This window comes from Mesorhizobium kowhaii (assembly GCF_003253745.1).
GTDB classification, from domain to species: domain Bacteria; phylum Pseudomonadota; class Alphaproteobacteria; order Rhizobiales; family Rhizobiaceae; genus Mesorhizobium; species Mesorhizobium kowhaii.
In genome coordinates this window covers 287,486-303,301 of record NZ_MZXV01000080.1, presented here as the reverse complement: position 1 = coordinate 303,301, position 15,816 = coordinate 287,486, and the positions used below count along the sequence as shown (strand labels likewise).

Annotated in this window: 15 protein-coding genes and 1 pseudogene; 11 read left to right on the top strand and 5 right to left on the bottom strand. The window is 63.1% G+C overall.

The features are described from left to right. Window positions 1–4 precede the first annotated feature (4 nt). Window positions 5–685, top strand: coding sequence for a DUF4304 domain-containing protein (locus B5V02_RS40320; RefSeq protein ID WP_146606217.1), 681 nt, complete (start codon window positions 5–7; stop codon window positions 683–685). 2 nt (window positions 686–687) lie between these two features. Here B5V02_RS40320 and B5V02_RS36970 read toward each other — a convergent pair whose 3' ends face one another. The 3 genes from B5V02_RS36970 to B5V02_RS36960 are packed head-to-tail and all read right to left on the bottom strand — an operon-like array spanning window position 688 to window position 3,190. Beyond that, on the bottom strand, window positions 688–1,110 hold the full coding sequence (locus tag B5V02_RS36970) for a cupin domain-containing protein (protein ID WP_111548873.1): 423 nt from the start codon (window positions 1,108–1,110) through the stop codon (window positions 688–690). A gap of 4 nt (window positions 1,111–1,114) precedes the next feature. After that, a complete protein-coding gene (locus B5V02_RS36965) occupies window positions 1,115–1,981 on the bottom strand; it encodes a phosphoenolpyruvate hydrolase family protein (protein ID WP_111548872.1) in 867 nt (288 codons plus the stop codon). A 12-nt stretch (window positions 1,982–1,993) separates the two neighbouring features. Continuing rightward, window positions 1,994–3,190, bottom strand: coding sequence for a Tm-1-like ATP-binding domain-containing protein (locus B5V02_RS36960; protein WP_111548871.1), 1,197 nt, complete (start codon window positions 3,188–3,190; stop codon window positions 1,994–1,996). Between the two features lie 110 nt (window positions 3,191–3,300). On the opposite strand from B5V02_RS36960, the gene B5V02_RS36955 reads away from it, so the two are divergent. The 8 genes and pseudogenes from B5V02_RS36955 to B5V02_RS36920 all read left to right on the top strand — a co-directional run. After that, window positions 3,301–3,960, top strand: a complete 660-nt coding sequence (locus B5V02_RS36955) for a TetR/AcrR family transcriptional regulator (RefSeq protein ID WP_111548870.1) — start codon at window positions 3,301–3,303, stop codon at window positions 3,958–3,960. Between the two features lie 439 nt (window positions 3,961–4,399). Beyond that, window positions 4,400–5,512: an ABC transporter ATP-binding protein gene (locus tag B5V02_RS36950; protein WP_111548869.1), complete on the top strand. Its 1,113-nt coding sequence runs from the start codon at window positions 4,400–4,402 to the stop codon at window positions 5,510–5,512. A 46-nt stretch (window positions 5,513–5,558) separates the two neighbouring features. Next, window positions 5,559–6,992: an ABC transporter substrate-binding protein gene (locus B5V02_RS36945; RefSeq protein WP_111548868.1), complete on the top strand. Its 1,434-nt coding sequence runs from the start codon at window positions 5,559–5,561 to the stop codon at window positions 6,990–6,992. 80 nt (window positions 6,993–7,072) lie between these two features. Next, on the top strand, window positions 7,073–8,134 hold the full coding sequence (locus B5V02_RS36940) for a carbohydrate ABC transporter permease (RefSeq protein WP_111548867.1): 1,062 nt from the start codon (window positions 7,073–7,075) through the stop codon (window positions 8,132–8,134). A 3-nt stretch (window positions 8,135–8,137) separates the two neighbouring features. Then, window positions 8,138–9,076: a carbohydrate ABC transporter permease gene (locus B5V02_RS36935; RefSeq protein ID WP_095084794.1), complete on the top strand. Its 939-nt coding sequence runs from the start codon at window positions 8,138–8,140 to the stop codon at window positions 9,074–9,076. A gap of 1 nt (window position 9,077) precedes the next feature. Continuing rightward, window positions 9,078–10,166 carry an ABC transporter ATP-binding protein gene (locus B5V02_RS36930; protein WP_111548866.1) on the top strand — a complete coding sequence of 363 codons (1,089 nt, stop codon included), beginning with the start codon at window positions 9,078–9,080 and terminating at the stop codon, window positions 10,164–10,166. Then, window positions 10,163–10,603, top strand: coding sequence for a hypothetical protein (locus tag B5V02_RS36925; protein ID WP_095772406.1), 441 nt, complete (start codon window positions 10,163–10,165; stop codon window positions 10,601–10,603). Before B5V02_RS36930 ends, B5V02_RS36925 begins: the two co-directional genes overlap by 4 nt. 80 nt (window positions 10,604–10,683) lie before the next feature. Further along, window positions 10,684–11,476: pseudogene (locus tag B5V02_RS36920) on the top strand (ABC transporter ATP-binding protein); the annotation flags it as partial. A 46-nt stretch (window positions 11,477–11,522) separates the two neighbouring features. Here B5V02_RS36920 and B5V02_RS36915 read toward each other — a convergent pair. Next, complete coding sequence (locus B5V02_RS36915; RefSeq protein ID WP_111548865.1) at window positions 11,523–12,509, bottom strand: AraC family transcriptional regulator; 987 nt, start codon at window positions 12,507–12,509, stop codon at window positions 11,523–11,525. A 185-nt stretch (window positions 12,510–12,694) separates the two neighbouring features. Here B5V02_RS36915 and B5V02_RS36910 point away from each other — a divergent pair, with 185 nt between their 5' ends. Further along, a complete protein-coding gene (locus tag B5V02_RS36910; RefSeq protein ID WP_111548864.1) occupies window positions 12,695–13,909 on the top strand; it encodes an MFS transporter in 1,215 nt (404 codons plus the stop codon). Between the two features lie 139 nt (window positions 13,910–14,048). Here the strand turns inward: B5V02_RS36910 and B5V02_RS36905 are convergent, their stop codons facing one another. Then, entirely contained in the window at window positions 14,049–14,396 is a 348-nt protein-coding gene (locus B5V02_RS36905; protein WP_111548863.1) for a GFA family protein, read from the bottom strand. A gap of 120 nt (window positions 14,397–14,516) precedes the next feature. On the opposite strand from B5V02_RS36905, the gene B5V02_RS36900 reads away from it, so the two are divergent. After that, window positions 14,517–15,812, top strand: a complete 1,296-nt coding sequence (locus B5V02_RS36900; protein ID WP_111548862.1) for an amidase — start codon at window positions 14,517–14,519, stop codon at window positions 15,810–15,812. Window positions 15,813–15,816 lie beyond the last annotated feature (4 nt).

Here is a 15,816-nt window from a genome sequence, read left to right as displayed (position 1 = left end):
TAAGATGGATCGGGAAGCGCCAACGCAAGTCTTTCTCGACGCATGCCACCAGATTTCTTCTCGGCTCGAACCTGTTGGATTTCGCTTTGCAAAAAGCGGTCCTCATGCAAGTCGCCGAACCGGCGACTGGATATTCAAGATTTCCTTTCAGTCAAACTATCTGAATGTCGGTGGAGAGTATGTCGAACTCGTCGTGCATGCGTCGGTCCACAACAAGGTAATAAGGGAATGGGACGAACGCAGCGGTTGGCCGGCCAATGCCAGCAACTGGGTCGCGGGTGGACAGCTTGGCAATTTGCGAACCCCGCATCACTGGCAGACATGGAACATCGCAAACCCGCTTACCCGTCAGGCTGAAATCGCGAACATCGTTGCCAACATTCAGACGACTGTCCTGCCATTCTTCGAGCGTTTTGGTGCTCCACGCAAACTAGCTGAACAGCTCGCGCATTCTGAAATCCCAGGTTTCATGTTCCCACAAAATTCTGTTCGGTTTGTATTCTGGCAACTTGGTTCAGAGGCAGCGGAAAACTGTATGTCCTACTGGGTGGCGCGCCTACAATCGTCGGATGCTTTCCGATCAGAACGCGACGTCCCCACTCTGCCAAATAGGCTCGCTTCGGGAAGCGATGCCAACAACCTGGCAAGGGTCGCTCGTGCGATGAAGATTGGTCTCAGCCTCTGACGTTAGTCCTTCCCGCCCGGCGGCAGCAACCTGAAATCCGGCAGCTCGCGCAGCACCAGTTCTGGCCCGGCCGGCGAATAGACGACGAAAAGCTGCATTGGCCCATCGCCGGTGTTGAGCGTCGAATGGAAACGGCTTTCCGGCACATAGATGGTGCAGCCGGGGCCGACCTTCTCGACCACCGGATTGCCCTTTTCGTCCTCGACCATCTGCTCGCCGTTGCCTGAGATGACGAAGATGATTTCCTCGGCGCCCGGATGATTGTGGCGCGTGTGGCCCTTGCCGGAGGGCAGGTCGACGACACCGCCGGAAAAGCGTGTCGCGCCATTCACTTCGGGCGCTACGGTCAGCGCCAGCCTGCCCCAGTCGAAACCGAAGGCGCTGACGTCCTTCGGATAGACAAACATTTTGCTCTTGTCGCTCATCGTCTCATCCCTTCTTTTTCTTCGGCATGGTCTTCTCGCCACCGAGCGTGACGGCCTTGAAATCCGCCGTCTGTTTGGCGATCGCCGCTTCCGCGGGCAGCCGTTCCATCGAGCTTGCGCCATAGAAGCCGTGCAGGCCCTTGCAGCGGTCGAGGATATAGCGCGCGTCATCCGGCATCGAGATCGGCCCGCCATGGCAAAGCAGGATGACATCCTTGCGCACCGAACGCGCCGCATCGGCGATGGCGTCGATCTCGACAACGCAGTCGTCAAGCGACTTGGCCGAGGTGGCGCCGATCGAGCCGCCGGTCGTCACCCCCATATGGGCGACGACGATGTCGGCGCCGGCTTTTGTCATGGCGCGAGCCTCGTCGGGATTGAACACATAGGGGGTGGTCAGAAGGTCAAGCTTGTTCGCCTCGGCGATCATGTCGACCTCGAGCCCGAAGCCCATGCCGGTTTCCTCGAAACTGCGCCGCATGTTGCCGTCGAACAGGCCGATGGTGGGAAAATTCTGCACGCCGGAGAAGCCCATCGTCTTCAGTTCGGCCAGCAGCAGCGGCATGATGACGAACGGGTCGGTGCCGTTGACGCCGGCGAGCACCGGCGTCTTCTTGACCACCGGCAGCACCTCATAAGCCATTTCCTTGACGATCTCGTTGGCATTGCCATAGGCGAGCAGTCCGGCGGCCGAGCCACGCCCTGCCATGCGGTAACGGCCGGAATTGTAGATGATGATGAGGTCGATGCCGCCGGCTTCCTCGGCCTTGGCCGACAGGCCGGTGCCGGCGCCGCCGCCGACGATCGGCACGCCCTTGTCGATCATTCCCCTGAATTTCTTCAGTACGTCCTTGCGCGGTATGGCGGGCATGTCTTGAATCTCTCACTGTCTGGCGATGTCGAGAAAAGCCGCAACCGCGGCCTTGGCGAATTCGGGGTCGTTGATGTGCAGCGCCAGGCGCGTCACGCGGCGCATGTCGTTCGGCTGGATGGTGCGCTCGATGGCTTCGAACAGAACGGCATCGGCCTCTGGATCGAAGAAAGCACCGCCTTCGATGTCGAGCGCCGAGATGCCTTTTTCCGGAATCAGAAAATGCACCGGCCCCTGGCAGAGGGCGAGCCTGGCGCCGATCCATTCGCCGATCGCGCGGCATTCCTGTGCCGTGGTGCGCATCAGGGTGACGTTCGGATTGTGCTCGTACACCAGTCGTCCGCGATAGTGCTCCGGGATGGTCGAAGGCGCCCAGAAGTTGACCATGTCCAGCGCGCCGACCGAGCCGACATAGGGCAGCCCGGTGCGGGCGATCGCGCCGAAACGATCCTCCGTCGCCGGCAGCACGCCGCCGAGCAGGAGGTCGCAGACCTCGGTCGTGGTGATGTCGATGACCCCGGACAGCAGGCCGCTGTCGGCCAGCTTTTCCATGCTGCGGCCGCCGGTGCCGGTGGCGTGGAAGACCATGCAGTCATAGGTGGAGCGAAGCTGGTCGGCGATGGCGGTCACGCAAGGCGTGGTGACGCCGAACATGGTGAGGCCGATCGACGGTTTGCCGTCGGCCGGCGGCGCCGGCCTGGCCGCCATGCCTGATATGGCCTGGGCGGCGTTGTGCAAGACGACATGGGAAAGCCGGTTCAGCCCGGCCATGTCGGTCACCGATGGCATCATGACGATGTCGGAGACATCGACATAGGGAGCGGTGTCGCCGGAGGCGAGCGTCGAGACCATGATCTTGGGCAGGCCGAGCGGCAGGGCACGCATGCCCGACGTGATGATCGAGGTGCCGCCGCCGCCGCCAATGCCGATCATGGCGGCGATGTCGTTTCGCGATTGGACAAAGCGGGCGAAGGCGACGCCCATGGCGGCAACCGCGGCGCCACGGTCATTGCCGCCGAGCACCGCGTCACGACCGCCGGGGTGATGGCCGGCAACGTCCTTCGCCGAGATGTCCACCGCGATGGTTGCGTCACGCGTCCCGACATCGACGCGCGAAACGATGGCGCCCGTGGCGGCGATCGCATCCGCCAGGAAGGCGAGTTCCTCGCCCTTGGTGTCCGCCGTGCCCACGACATAGATGCGCTTCATTGCGTTCCCCGATCCAGGAAGGCGCAATGCTGCGCCCCACCGCTCATTGCCAGGCCGCTCGACGATGCGAAGGTCATTGCAAATTTTTGAGACGCGCGTATCGTATTGACATGGATGTCTCACGTCAACAATCCCCAGCAAGCGAAGACGCCGAGCGGGGAAGCGGCCCAGCCGTCGAGCGTGGACCGCGCGCGCGCACGAAACGGCTGATGCTGGAGACGGCGACAAGGCTGATGCAGGCGGGCGTCACGCCGTCGGTCAGCGAGGTTGCCGAAGCAGCGGAAGTCTCGCGCGCCACGGCCTATCGCTATTTCCCCAGCCAGACAGCCCTGGTCCACGCGGTGGTCGACGAAGGGCTAGGCCCGATACTCGAGTGGCGATCCGATTCGTCCGATGCCGAACGCCGCGTGGCGGAGTTGATAGACAGCGCGATGCCGCGCATCGAGGCCTTCGAGGCAACGTTCAAGGCAGCGCTGAAATTGTCGCTGGACCAATGGGGGCGCGGGCAGGCAGGCACACTGGGCGGCGAGCCACCCTTCACCCGTGGCCATCGCATGGACCTGCTGGAGGATGCGCTTGCGCCACTGAGGGGCGAGCTGCCGCCGCGCGAATTCGAGCGCCTGGCGCAGGCGCTGTCGCTGATTTTCGGCGTCGAACTGCTGATTGTGCTGAAGGACATCTGGGGCCTGGACAGCGGCAAGACCCTGGCCGTCGCCCGGTGGGCGGCCTCAGCGCTGGTGCGCCAGGCGCGACTCCGGGCGCCATCCTGACCAGGGGTGGTGGCGGCGTGAGTTGGGCATGGAGGAGGGCTGGACGAAGGCGGATGCAGGATATGAGACTTCTCCCGACGCGGACCGGATTGGGGGGTCGTCGAGGGCAATCCGGGGCGGTCGCCGCGGTAGCTCGGGGCGAATCTGGTTCGACCAGATTTGAAGGTCGGCGATTTCAGTGATTTTGGGGATTGGCGTTTTGCGAACGGGATGAAGGTGGAGAATTGCCAAAAATGAAGGAAATACCGACATATAGCGGACGTTTTCAGCTTATTTTGGTGACGGCAAATTTTAAGAAAGCGCTTGACGAGCATCTTAAATTGGTAATACCAGATTAGGAAAGAAAAGGCGGATCGGGAATGACAGCCGCAGTCCATTTCGGCAGGGCGAGGAGGATCACACGGATGGCGCGTGTTCCGTCCGCACGAGGTGGCGCATCGTGACGCAGACGTCGCCTCGCGCCAGTGCCGGCAAGGGGATTGCGCTGCGCCTCGATGGGCTCAGCAAAGCCTATGGATCCGTGCGCGCCATCAACGACCTGAGCTTCGCCGTCGACGAAGGCCGCTTCTTCGTACTCTTCGGGCCGAGCTCGGTTGGCAAGACGACGACGCTGCGCACTATCGCCGGCCTCGTCCAGGCCGACTCCGGCACGCTTGAGATCGGCGGCCGCGACATGACCCATGCGCCGATCGCCGGCCGCGGCATCTCGATGGTCTTCCAGTCTTTCGCGCTTTACCCCCACCTCACGGTCTACGACAATCTCGCCTATCCGCTGCGCGAGGAGAAAGCCGCGCGCGCCGAGATCGACAAGCGGGTGAAAGAGACCGCCGAGATCCTGAAGCTGACACACCGCCTGAAGGCCAAGCCGGCAACCCTGTCCGGCGGAGAGCAGCAGCGCGTCGCGCTCGGCCGCTCCCTGATCCGCCGGCCAAAGATTCTTCTCCTCGATGAGCCGCTCACCAATCTCGACGCCAAGCTTCGGCACGAGACGCGCGCCGAGCTGAAGCGGCTGCACCGCCAGTTCGGCATGACCGTGATCTATGCCACGCCCGACGAGCTCGAGGCTCTCTCGATGGGCGAGACGATCGCCGTCATGCGCGATGGCGGCATCGTCCAGATCGGCACGCCGGACGAGCTTTACGAGCAGCCGATCCATACCTATGTCGCCAGCAAGATCGGCTCGCCGCACATGAATCTGTTCGCGGCCTCGGTGCGCGCCGACACCAGGTCTTTCGACACGCCGCTCGGGACTCTGGTTCCGGCGACGGCGCCAAAGACTGCCGATGCCGGCGAGGCCGCGCTGATCGGCATTCGCCCGAGCGACATTCGGCTCGCCGCCAAGGGCGAAGCCGGGGTTGCCTCGAAAGTGCATCTGGTCGAACCGCTCGGCGACATCACGATCGTCTCGGTCGAGGCCGGCGGCGAGATGTTGCGCATGGTGCTGCCGGAAGCGATCGCCGCCAGCATCAGGACCGGCGATTCGGCATCGATCGCCATCGATAACAGGAAAATCCACGTCTTCCGCGCCGTGAGCGGCCAGGCAATGACCTGACGCGAACGGCGAGAAGCAATCCGGTTAACCAAGGGAGGAAACGCGAATGACGGCGATGACCAAAGTGAAAGGGCTAGCGACAGCCGCAAGCTTCGCTGCCACGCTACTGGTGGGAGGCGTGACCTATGCCTCTGCCGAAGAAGTGACGTTGACGATGGCGGTGCCGGATTGGCCCCCGACCCGCATTATGAAGAAGTTCTTCGACGAGCAGTACAAGCCCAAGTCTGGCAATACCGTGAAGCTCGATGTCGACTTCATTCCGTGGCCGGATTTCTACACCCGCGTCAACGCCTCGTTGACCTCGGGCGAAAAGAAGTACAACTTCATCGTGTCGGACTCGCAGTGGCTGGGCGCCTTCGTCGAAGGCGGCTACTTCCGCAAGATCAACGATCTCATCGATGCCGACCCGGAACTCAAGGCGACGATGGAGTCGATGCATCCCGCCGTGCTCAACGCCTACTCGACCTATCCCAACAGCACGCCGAACTACTACGGCTTCCCGCAGTTCCCGGACGTGCTGGTCACCTACGGCCGCAAGGACGTGCTCTGCAACGACGACGAGCAGGCCGCCTTCAAGGCGAAGTACAATGAGAAGCTGCCCTGCACCGGCGAAGAAATCGACGCCATGGACTGGAACACGTTCGAGCATGTTGGCGAATTCTTCCAGCGCAAGAAGGGCGACAAGCTCGCCGGCCAGGTGCTGGATGACGATTTCTACGGCATCGCCTATCAGGCAGGCAAAGGCTACGACTTCTCGACGAGCTCGGTCCACACGTTCGTCTGGGAGCATGGCGGCGGCATCTGGGATGAAACCAAGGCCCCGACCGGACATGCCGAAGGCGTCGTAAACTCCCCGAAGTCCATCGAGGGCATGGAGCATTTCCTCAAATTGCTGAAGTACATGCCGCCGGTGGTCAAGACCGGCACCATGGACATCTTCGTCTCGGACCAGTTGTTCCGTGAAGGCAAGGTGGCCATGAACATCGACTGGATCGGTCTCGGCGAAGCCTCGCTCGATCCCAAGACGTCGAAGGTTGCCGACAAGCTGGTGTTCGGATTGGCGCCAGGCCTGCGCGGCCCCGACGGCAAGGTGAATCGTACGTCACAGATCGGCGGACAGCCTTTCGTTCTCACCACCTGGACGACGCCTGAGCAAATCAAGGAAGCGGTGGGCTTCGTGAAGTGGTGGCTCTCGCCCGATATCCAGCACCAGTTCGCCGCCGGCGGCGGCCAGTCCGCGATCAAGTCGGTCTACAGCGATCCGAAATACGTGACCTATCGTCCGTGGGACCGCGCCTGGGCGAACTCGCTCGACTGGCAGAAGGACATGTGGCACGTGCCGCAGTTCTTCGAACTGCTCACCCAGCAGCAGGACCAGTACGACCTAGCCATCACTGGCAAGCAGGACGCCAAGACCACCCTGGATAACATCGCCAAGTTCCAGGAGGACCTCCTGAAGAACGCTGGCCTTATCCAGTAACCTTCCGACATAGCTGCGGGGAGCGGGCAAAAGCCGCTCCCCATCATTGCCACGTCAGGCGCTCCATATTTCGGACTCCCATGACCGCTGTTTCAAGCACGCTGCTGACACCACGCCTTACCGCGGTTGTTGCCCACAACTGGAAACTCGCCATCGCTGTCGCTGTCGTCGTGTCGGCCATATCAATGGCGGGCTTGCCGGCGGCTGTCTCCTTCTGGGTGGTGGGCGCCGCGGCGGCGTTGGTCGCGGCCGCATTTACCGTCAACGCGTATCGCCGCCACTACTTCGGCGCCCTGCTGGTCGCTCCGGCAATCGCCGTTCTGTTTGTGATGAATATCTTCCCCCTGCTGTGGTCGCTGGGCCTTTCGTTCTTCGCCTACCAGGCAAACCAGCAGACGATCCGCTTCGTCGGACTCGGGAACTACGTCCGGATCCTTACCAACGATCTCGCTGCTCACGCGACTTGGGGCGCGCTGATCAATACCGCCATGTTCGTCGTGTTCACCGTCTCCGCGCAGATGATCGTCGGCTTTCTGCTGGCCATCCTGTTCGCCAAGCAATTTCCGCTGCGCAAGTATTTGTTGATCCTGGTGCTGACACCGATGATGCTTTCGGTTGTCGCCTCTGGCGTGTTCTTCACCTACTACTATGACCCGACATTCGGGATTCTCAGCTACGTCATCAATTCCATCTCCGGCAACCAGTTCATCCTGATGAGCAACAAAGTCGGTGCCGTGGCGGGAATCGTTTTCGCCGACGCATGGATGTGGTCGCCCTTCGTCATGCTCCTTGTGCTGGCGGGCCTCGTCTCGGTGCCGAAATACCTTTACGAGGCCGCTGCCATCGACCGTATTTCCAGCTGGCGGCAATTCTGGATGATCACCTTCCCCTACATCCGCGGCCTTCTGATGTTGGCCCTTCTCTTCCGCACCATCGAGGCATTCAAGCTGGCGGATCTCGTCATCCTCCTCACCAAGGGCGGCAACGACACACTGACGATCTCCTATCACTTGATCCGCATCGCCAACGAGCAGAACAAGACGAGTGAGGGCGCGGCGATCTCCTATCTGATGCTGTTCATGGTGATCGTTCTCACCAACCTCTACCTGTACCTCGCAAACCGCCGTACGCAGGGAGCCTGACCCGTGGCCGAATCGATATTGGGAAAGCTCGGCTTCGGCAGGGCCAGCGGAGTAGACAAGGCCGGCTGGGGGCGGACGCTCGCCGTGGCCGTCGTCGCCTTTATCTATTTTCTGCCGGTGCTGTTCATCATATTCACCGCCTTCAAACCGCAGGGCGACGCGCTCCTGGTGCCTCCGACGCTGTCGCCCACGTCGCTGTTCGGCTTGATTCCGGACCATTTTGTGTTCAAGCCCACGCTCGAAAATTTTGGGTCCGTCTTTTCCCGCTCGATGACGCCGGACGGTGCCCCGGAAGCGACAGGATTCGACCGTTATTTCTTCAACTCGATCTTCATCGCCTCGGCGTCGGTGCTGCTGGCGCTGGTCATCGGCACCCTGGCGGCCTTCGGCTTCTCGCGCTATCCGCTGAAAGGCAATGACACCTACCTGTTCATCATCCTGACCACGCGCATGCTGCCGGCGATTGTGGTGATCATTCCGGTGATCCTGATGTTCCGCGTAGTGGGCCTGTCGGGCTCGTATCTCGGCATCATCATGCTCTACACCGCCTTCAACCTGGCCTTCACCATCTGGATGATGAAGAGCTTCTTCGATGAATTGTCGCCAGACGTCGAGGATGCCGCCCGCATCGACGGATCGTCCGGAATGCGGGTGTTCTTCAAGATTTGCCTGCCCCAGGTCATTGCCGGGCTCGCCGCCACGTTCGTGTTCGGCCTGATCCTCACCTGGAACGAGTTCCTCTTCGCCCTGTTGCTCTCGGGGCCCGACACGAGGACGGTCCCGGTCGCCATGAACCAGGCCGTGTCGTCGGGTGGACGCGGCACCGACTGGACTTTGCTTGCCGCCATCGAAACCCTGTTCCTCGTCCCAGTCTTCCTGGTCACCTTCTTCTTGCAAAACCATCTGTTGCGCGGCGTTACCTTCGGCACCGTGAAGCGCTGAGATGTCAACCATCGAACTCCGCAAAGTCACCAAGCGTTTCGGCTCCTTCACCGCGGTCAAGGACGTTGACCTGTCGGTGGCCGCCGGTGAGGTCGTCTGCCTTCTCGGCCCGTCCGGCTGTGGCAAGACGACGACCCTGCGCGTCATCGCCGGGCTGGAAAGCGTCACTGACGGCGAGGTCGTCATCGCCGGCAAGGTGATGAACAACCTGCCGCCCGAAAAGCGCGACATCGCCATGGTGTTCCAGTTCTACGCGCTCTACCCGTCGGCATCGGTCGGCGAGAACATCGCCTTCCCGCTCTATCATGACGGCATTTCCAGGGCTGAGCGGACTGCCCGCGTCAACCGCGTCGCCGCGATCCTCCACTTGGAGCACGTTCTCGACCGGCTGCCGAACCAGATATCCGAGGGCGAAAAGCAGCGCGCCGCCATGGCCCGCGCCATCGTCCGCGACCCCAATTGCTTCCTCTTCGACGAGCCCTTGTCGCGTCTCGATGTCGAACTGCGCCAGAGCATGCGTGGCCAGATCAAGGAAGTGCTGCAGGGCCTCTCCAAAGCGACCGTGATCGTGACCCATGACCAGCTCGAAGCGCTCACCATGGCCGACCGCATCGCCATCATGAAGGACGGCCTGATCGAGCAAGTCGGCTCACCGCACGAGGTTTTTGCCAAGCCCGCCAATGCTTTCGTGGCGAGCTTCATCGGCACGCCGCAGATGAATCTTCTCGAGGCCGACCTCAAGACCTTCGCCGATGGCACGGCGGAGATGGCCGTGGCCGGCATTAATCTGGCGATCCGCACGGACGCGGCGGTCGCGCGCCTGCAGCCCGGCAAGGTGACGATCGGTGTCCGCCCCCGCGCCTTCACCGCGACCGATACGGGGGACCGTGGCACCATCTCCGCCCGGGCCGAGCTCATCGAGCCCATGGGCGCCGAAACCCTTATTCATGCCCGCACGGCGGCAGGCGCCGACATCCGCGTCGTGGTGACGAGAAGCCAGCGGGTCAAGGTCGGCGAGGCGCTGAATCTACGCCCCGATCCCAGGCAAACCCATGTCTTCGATGGCGCCGGAAAGGCGGTGCGGTCATGAGCGACAGTTCTTCCGGCATGAGCCGGGCCGGCGCGTACTGCCTCGAGGTCTTCATCATTGGCCTCGGCGTCATGGCGCTGGTGCTGATCTTCCAACCCTTTTCCATCGGCCTGTACGCGGTCGGCAGCGGTCTCGTGGTGCTTGCCGGACTCATCAACAACCTGCTGCCGTTGGCCCAGCCGGGCGTCAAGGTGCGCAGTGTGGTGACCGTAGCGCTGGTCGTGGCGCTGGTCTTCTGCATTGCGCTGCTGGTTTCGATCACGGCGGCGCATCTCTACGGCGTCTTCTTCCTCAATCCACCGGACCCCAACACTCTCGCCGGCAAGGCGCAGCTCGCCACGCCGCCTTTCTACAAGCAGGCTTTCGTGTGGGAAATCGCCGCCGCGGCGGTGATTCTCGCGCTGGTCGTCACCGCTCTCAACAAGACAGCGCGATGATCAGCAGCTGACGCTATCCGGCAGGTCGCGCTCGCGCCGGTCCGCGACGGTCGGTGTGCGTCGCCCTCTCAACTCTCACGCCGTCATCCTCCGGCTTGACCGGAGGACCCGATGCCGAGATCAAGGACCGCGTCGACCGCGCCGCCCGCACGCTGCGGATCGAACATTTGCTCGACCGCAAGACCGACCGGCTTTCGGGCGGCCGAGATGCAGCGCGTCTCCATCGGCCGCGCCATCGTGCGCAAGCCGCGCGTGTTCCTGATGGACGAACCGCTGTCGGCGCTCGATGCCAAACTGCGCGAGGCGCTGCGCACTGAACTCAAGAAACTGCAGATGCAGCTTGGCGCCACCTTCCTGTTCGTTACCCACGACCAGATCGAGGCGATGTCGATGGGCGACAAGGTCGGCGTGCTCAACCATGGCCGCATCGTCCAGACCGGCACGCCGCACGAGATCTACAACAATCCGCGCGACACCTATGTCGCGAGCTTCGTCGGTTCGCCGCCGATGAACCTGATCGACGGCAAGCTCGTCAACGGCCGCGCGGTGATGGTGCCGCTGAACTTCGAACTGCCTTTTTCAGGGGGAGCCAAGGAGGGCGCGGCGGCTGATGGTCGCCCGCTCGTCTTCGGCATTCGTCCCGAGGATGTCTATCTTGAGAGTGGCGCGCCGGTCGAGGCGCGTGTCCACGATGTCGAGAACCATGGCGTCGAGAAGATCCTGACGCTGCGCGTCGGCGATGCAATGCTGCGCGCCACGGTGCCGGCGAGGACCGATGTCGCCATCGAGCAGCCGGTGCGCTTTGCCTGGAACCCGGACAAGGTGGTGCTGTTCGACAAGGGCAGCGGCGTCAATTTGCGCCACGCGGGGTGAGAACGCGCTGCTTCGGCGCCGCCGACGCGCGCAACGAGGCATCGGCTCAGCCGGGCTGGCGGATATCAGCCTGTTCTTCGGCGCGAAGGTGGCTGGGCGCCGAGCCGATGACGCGCTTGAAGGCACGGCTGAAGGCGGCATCCGATTCATAGCCGAGACGCGCGGCAACGACGGAGATCTTCATCCGGTCGCGGACCAGCCACTGTCTCGCCTGGTGCATTCTGACCTGGGTAACGTATTTTGCCGGCGTTTCTCCAACGATGGTGGCGAACCGCTCGGCAAATCCCGATCGCGAGGCGCCCATCATCCTGGCCAGCGACTCGACCGTCCAGTCGTGGTTCGGTTCGAGATGGATGGCGGCCAGCACGCGCCCGATCTCGCGGTCCCTGACCGCCGCGATCCAGCCGGACGAGTCGCCGCAGCCGCGTTCGACCCAGGAGCGGATGACGGTGGCGGCAAGCACGTCAGCCAGCCGTGCCAGAATGCCGCCGGAGCCAACACGCTCCATCGTCACTTCGCGTGCCATCGAGTCCAGCAGATGCGGAATGCCCGGCTCATAGGCTTCCAATTCATGCGTGCGCATCACGTCCGGCATCATGCCGAGCAGGGGATGCAGGCCATCGAGGTTGAAATACATGCTGGCGCAGAACAGCAGCGTTCCTGGTTGGCAATCCTTGTCGCACATCTCTGCGTTCGACGTGCAGTAGACGTCCTTGCAGACCTCTTCGAGTTCGTAACCATGGATCGGCCAGGCCTGGGCGCCGGGCTCGCTGGCCAGCACATGGGCCGCACCGCGCGGCAGCAGCACCGCATCGCCGGCATTGAGTTGCACCCATTCGCCGGACGGCTGCATCAGCCAGCAGCCTCTACGGCCGATGAAATGGAACCGCGCCGCCGGATGGGCCGGAAACTGGATGCCCCAGGGCTCCTTCAGTTCGCAGCGGCCATATTCGACGCCATCGAGACGCAGCCCGCGCAAGATGTCTGTCAGTGGATCGCCGGTGATCGGGATTTTGGACGAATGGTCAAACATAATGGGGTTTCTAGCATGGAAACTCCAGGCGGTCACTCCCTATGTTGCACTGCAGCCAGATGCTGCGCTGCAAACAGGATCGGAGACCGGCCACATAGCCAAGCCGCGATGGCAAGGCATGTAGCGGGTGGAGCCCCGAGTCGGTCGTTCCCTATTTGGCGCCGCAAACAGATCGGAGACTGACCATGGCCGAACCCGCGACAGGCGTCATCGACGCCACACTTCTGAACCCCGCAGACTCCGATGAGCGAACCGAACCGGCATGGGGCGCCGTGGTCTCGCTTGCGCTTGGGGTTTTCGGCCTCGTCACCGCCGAATTCCTGCCCGCGAGCCTGCTGACGCCAATGGCGCGCGACCTCGGCGTCACCGAAGGCGTGGCCGGACAAGCGGTAACGGCGACCGCGATCGTCGGCGCCATTGCCGCGCCCACCATGGCCATCATCACCAGGCGCATGGACCGCAGGCTGGTGATGTGGATGCTGACGGTGTTCCTGATCCTGTCGAACCTTCTTGCCACCTTTGCCTCATCGCTTACCGTGCTTCTGTTAGCCCGCGTCGTGCTCGGCGTCGCGCTCGGCGGATTCTGGGCGATGTCGGCGGCGATGGCGCTTAGGCTGGTGCCGATGCGGCTGATGCCGCGCGCCATGTCGATCATCCTGACCGGCGTTTCGGTGGCGACGGTCTGCGCGGCGCCGATCGGCGCCTATGTCGGCGACATCTGGGGCTGGCGCACCGCCTTCATGATCGCCACCGTCGTCGGCGCCCTGGCGCTGCTGGTGCAGGTGGCCACCATTCCGAAATTGCCGCCCGTGGGCGTGGCAAGCTTCCGCACCTTGCTCGATGTGCTCGAGCGTCCCTCCATCAGGGTGGCGCTGCTGGTCGTGCTGCTGGTCGCGTCGGGACACTTTGCCGGCTTCACCTATGTCCGCCCCTTCCTCGAGAAGGTCCCGGTGCTCGACATCGAGACGATCTCGCTGGTGCTGCTGGCCTATGGCGTTGGCGGCTTCTTTGGCAATGTCGCAGGCGGCATCCTGGCCGAACGCAACCTCAAGGCAGCTGTTGCGCTGGCGCCTTTGCTGATTGCCGTGGCGGCTGCCTCGATGCTGGTTTTCGGCGCCTCGCACACGATCGCCGCCGCCGCCGTTGCGGTCTGGGGCTTTGCCTTCGGCGCGGTGCCGGTCGGGCTGCAGAGCTGGCTGGTGCGGGCCGCACCCGATCAGGCCGAAAGCGCCGGCGGCCTGATGGTGGCGACATTCCAGGTGGCGATTGCCCTGGGCGCTGTCTTCGGTGGCCTGTTGGTCGATCATGCCGGCGTGGCCAGCGCCTTCGCCTATTGCGGCACGGCAACCTTGCTGGCGGCTATCGTGGTGTTCCTGCGCGGCCCGAAGCCAGCCGAGTAGCCGTCGGACTCACCATTTGGGGATAACATCCCTGACCCCAAGCATCGACCCGACAACCATCATGGTTTTCGGGTCGGCGCCGTTATGTGGCAGCGACAAACGAACCTTGCCAACGCAACCGAAGCGACAGGCTATAGGTTCAGACTGCGCGGCCATCGAAGTCGAAGACCGGCAAGGTCGAAGGGTCAAAATCCGCAACGCAATGCATGTTGACGTAGGCAATGTGTTCAAGGCCTTCGCCGACATCCTCCGCGAAGGGGTGGATTCCGCAGACACGGCAGAAGCGGTGCGCGATGGCACGGTTGCCGAAGGTGTAGGTGCCGAGATCATCGCCCCAGGCCAGAACCTGCAAGGTTTCATGCGGGATGGCACACAACAGGGCACCCTTGCGCGAGCAGATCGAGCAATTGCACCGCACGGCGCCGGTCAGCTCGGCTTCGAACTCGAAGGCGACCTTGCCGCAGTGACAGCTGCCTTTGTAGAGCATCGGATTTTTCCTCGAATTCGACAGGGTGCAAAACCGCCTGCGCCGGGTTAAGTCTCGGCAGGCCAGGTGCTGGCCGCTACCTTCAAGACGTTCAAGGCGTCCGGAGTCCGACACCGAAAAATGAAATCAGCCCGTGATCATCTCGAGACCATTCTCGTCCGGCTTGCCGCCCGTGCCGGCGAAGAACGCGTGTTTGTGAAGCTTTATGCCCAAGCCGCGCGGGCCGCGGCTGACGCCAGCGATGCCCGCAAGCGAGCTGGTGTGACGCTAGGCCCCCTCGACGGCACCATTGTCTCGATCAAGGATCTGTTCGATGTCGCCGGCGAGACGACCACGGCCGGCTCGCTGATGCTCAAGACCGCCACGCCCGCCCTTCGCGACGCCACCATCATTGGCCGGCTGCGGCAGGCAGGCGCGGTGATCGTCGGCAAGACCAACATGACCGAATTCGCCTTCACCGCGATCGGTGACAACCAGCATTACGGCACGCCCGGCAATGCCGCCGACGCCAGCCGCATTGCTGGGGGATCCTCCTCGGGTGCCGGCGTTTCCGTCGGCGAGGGGACGAGCGAAATCTCCATCGGTTCCGACACCGGTGGCTCGATACGCATTCCGGCGTCGCTCAACGGCGTCGTCGGCTTCAAGCCGACCGCGTGGCGCGTGCCTCTCACCGGCGCTTTCCCGTTGTCCGGCACACTGGACTCGATCGGCCCGCTTGCCCGAACGGTCGCCCAGTGCGCCGCCGCCGACGCCGTGATGGCCGGCGAGGAAGCGGCTGCGCTGACGTCGATTTCCCTCGCAGGGCTGCGCATAGGCATCCCGCGTGGCATTCTTTTCGAAGAGACGGAAGGCGAGGTAGCGACCGCGTTCGAGCAATGTCTCGGCGAGGTCGAATTGGCGGGCGCGGGGGTGGCGGACCTGTCGATAGACGATCTGCTTGGAGAGATGCGCGCGGCGACCAAGCGCGGTTCGATCGCTGCCATGGAAGGGGCGGAGATCCATGCCGACTGGTTGGCGACAGGGGCATCGGTGCCGGTCGACCCGCACGTCAGCGGTCCCTTGTCGCGGGCAGCGATGCTGCCGACGCCGGTCTATATCAGGGCAATGCGTCGCCGCGCTGCGCTCGCCGTCGCCATGGACGAGCGGCTCGCATCGGTCGATGTGCTGGCCCTGCCGACCACACCGGTGACGGCGCCGACTATCGTTTCGATGACTGACGATGCCGACCTGCGCGACCGCACCGAAGGCCTGCTGCTGCGCAACACGCAAGTCGCCAACCAGTTCGACCTTTGTGCGATCTCGCTGCCGATGCCGGGCATGGTGCGACCGGCAGGATTGATGCTGGTGGCGCGCAACGGCCGTGACCGGCGTCTGTTGCGGATTGCCGCTGAAATAGAGTCGCTGCTTGGCTCGTGATCGG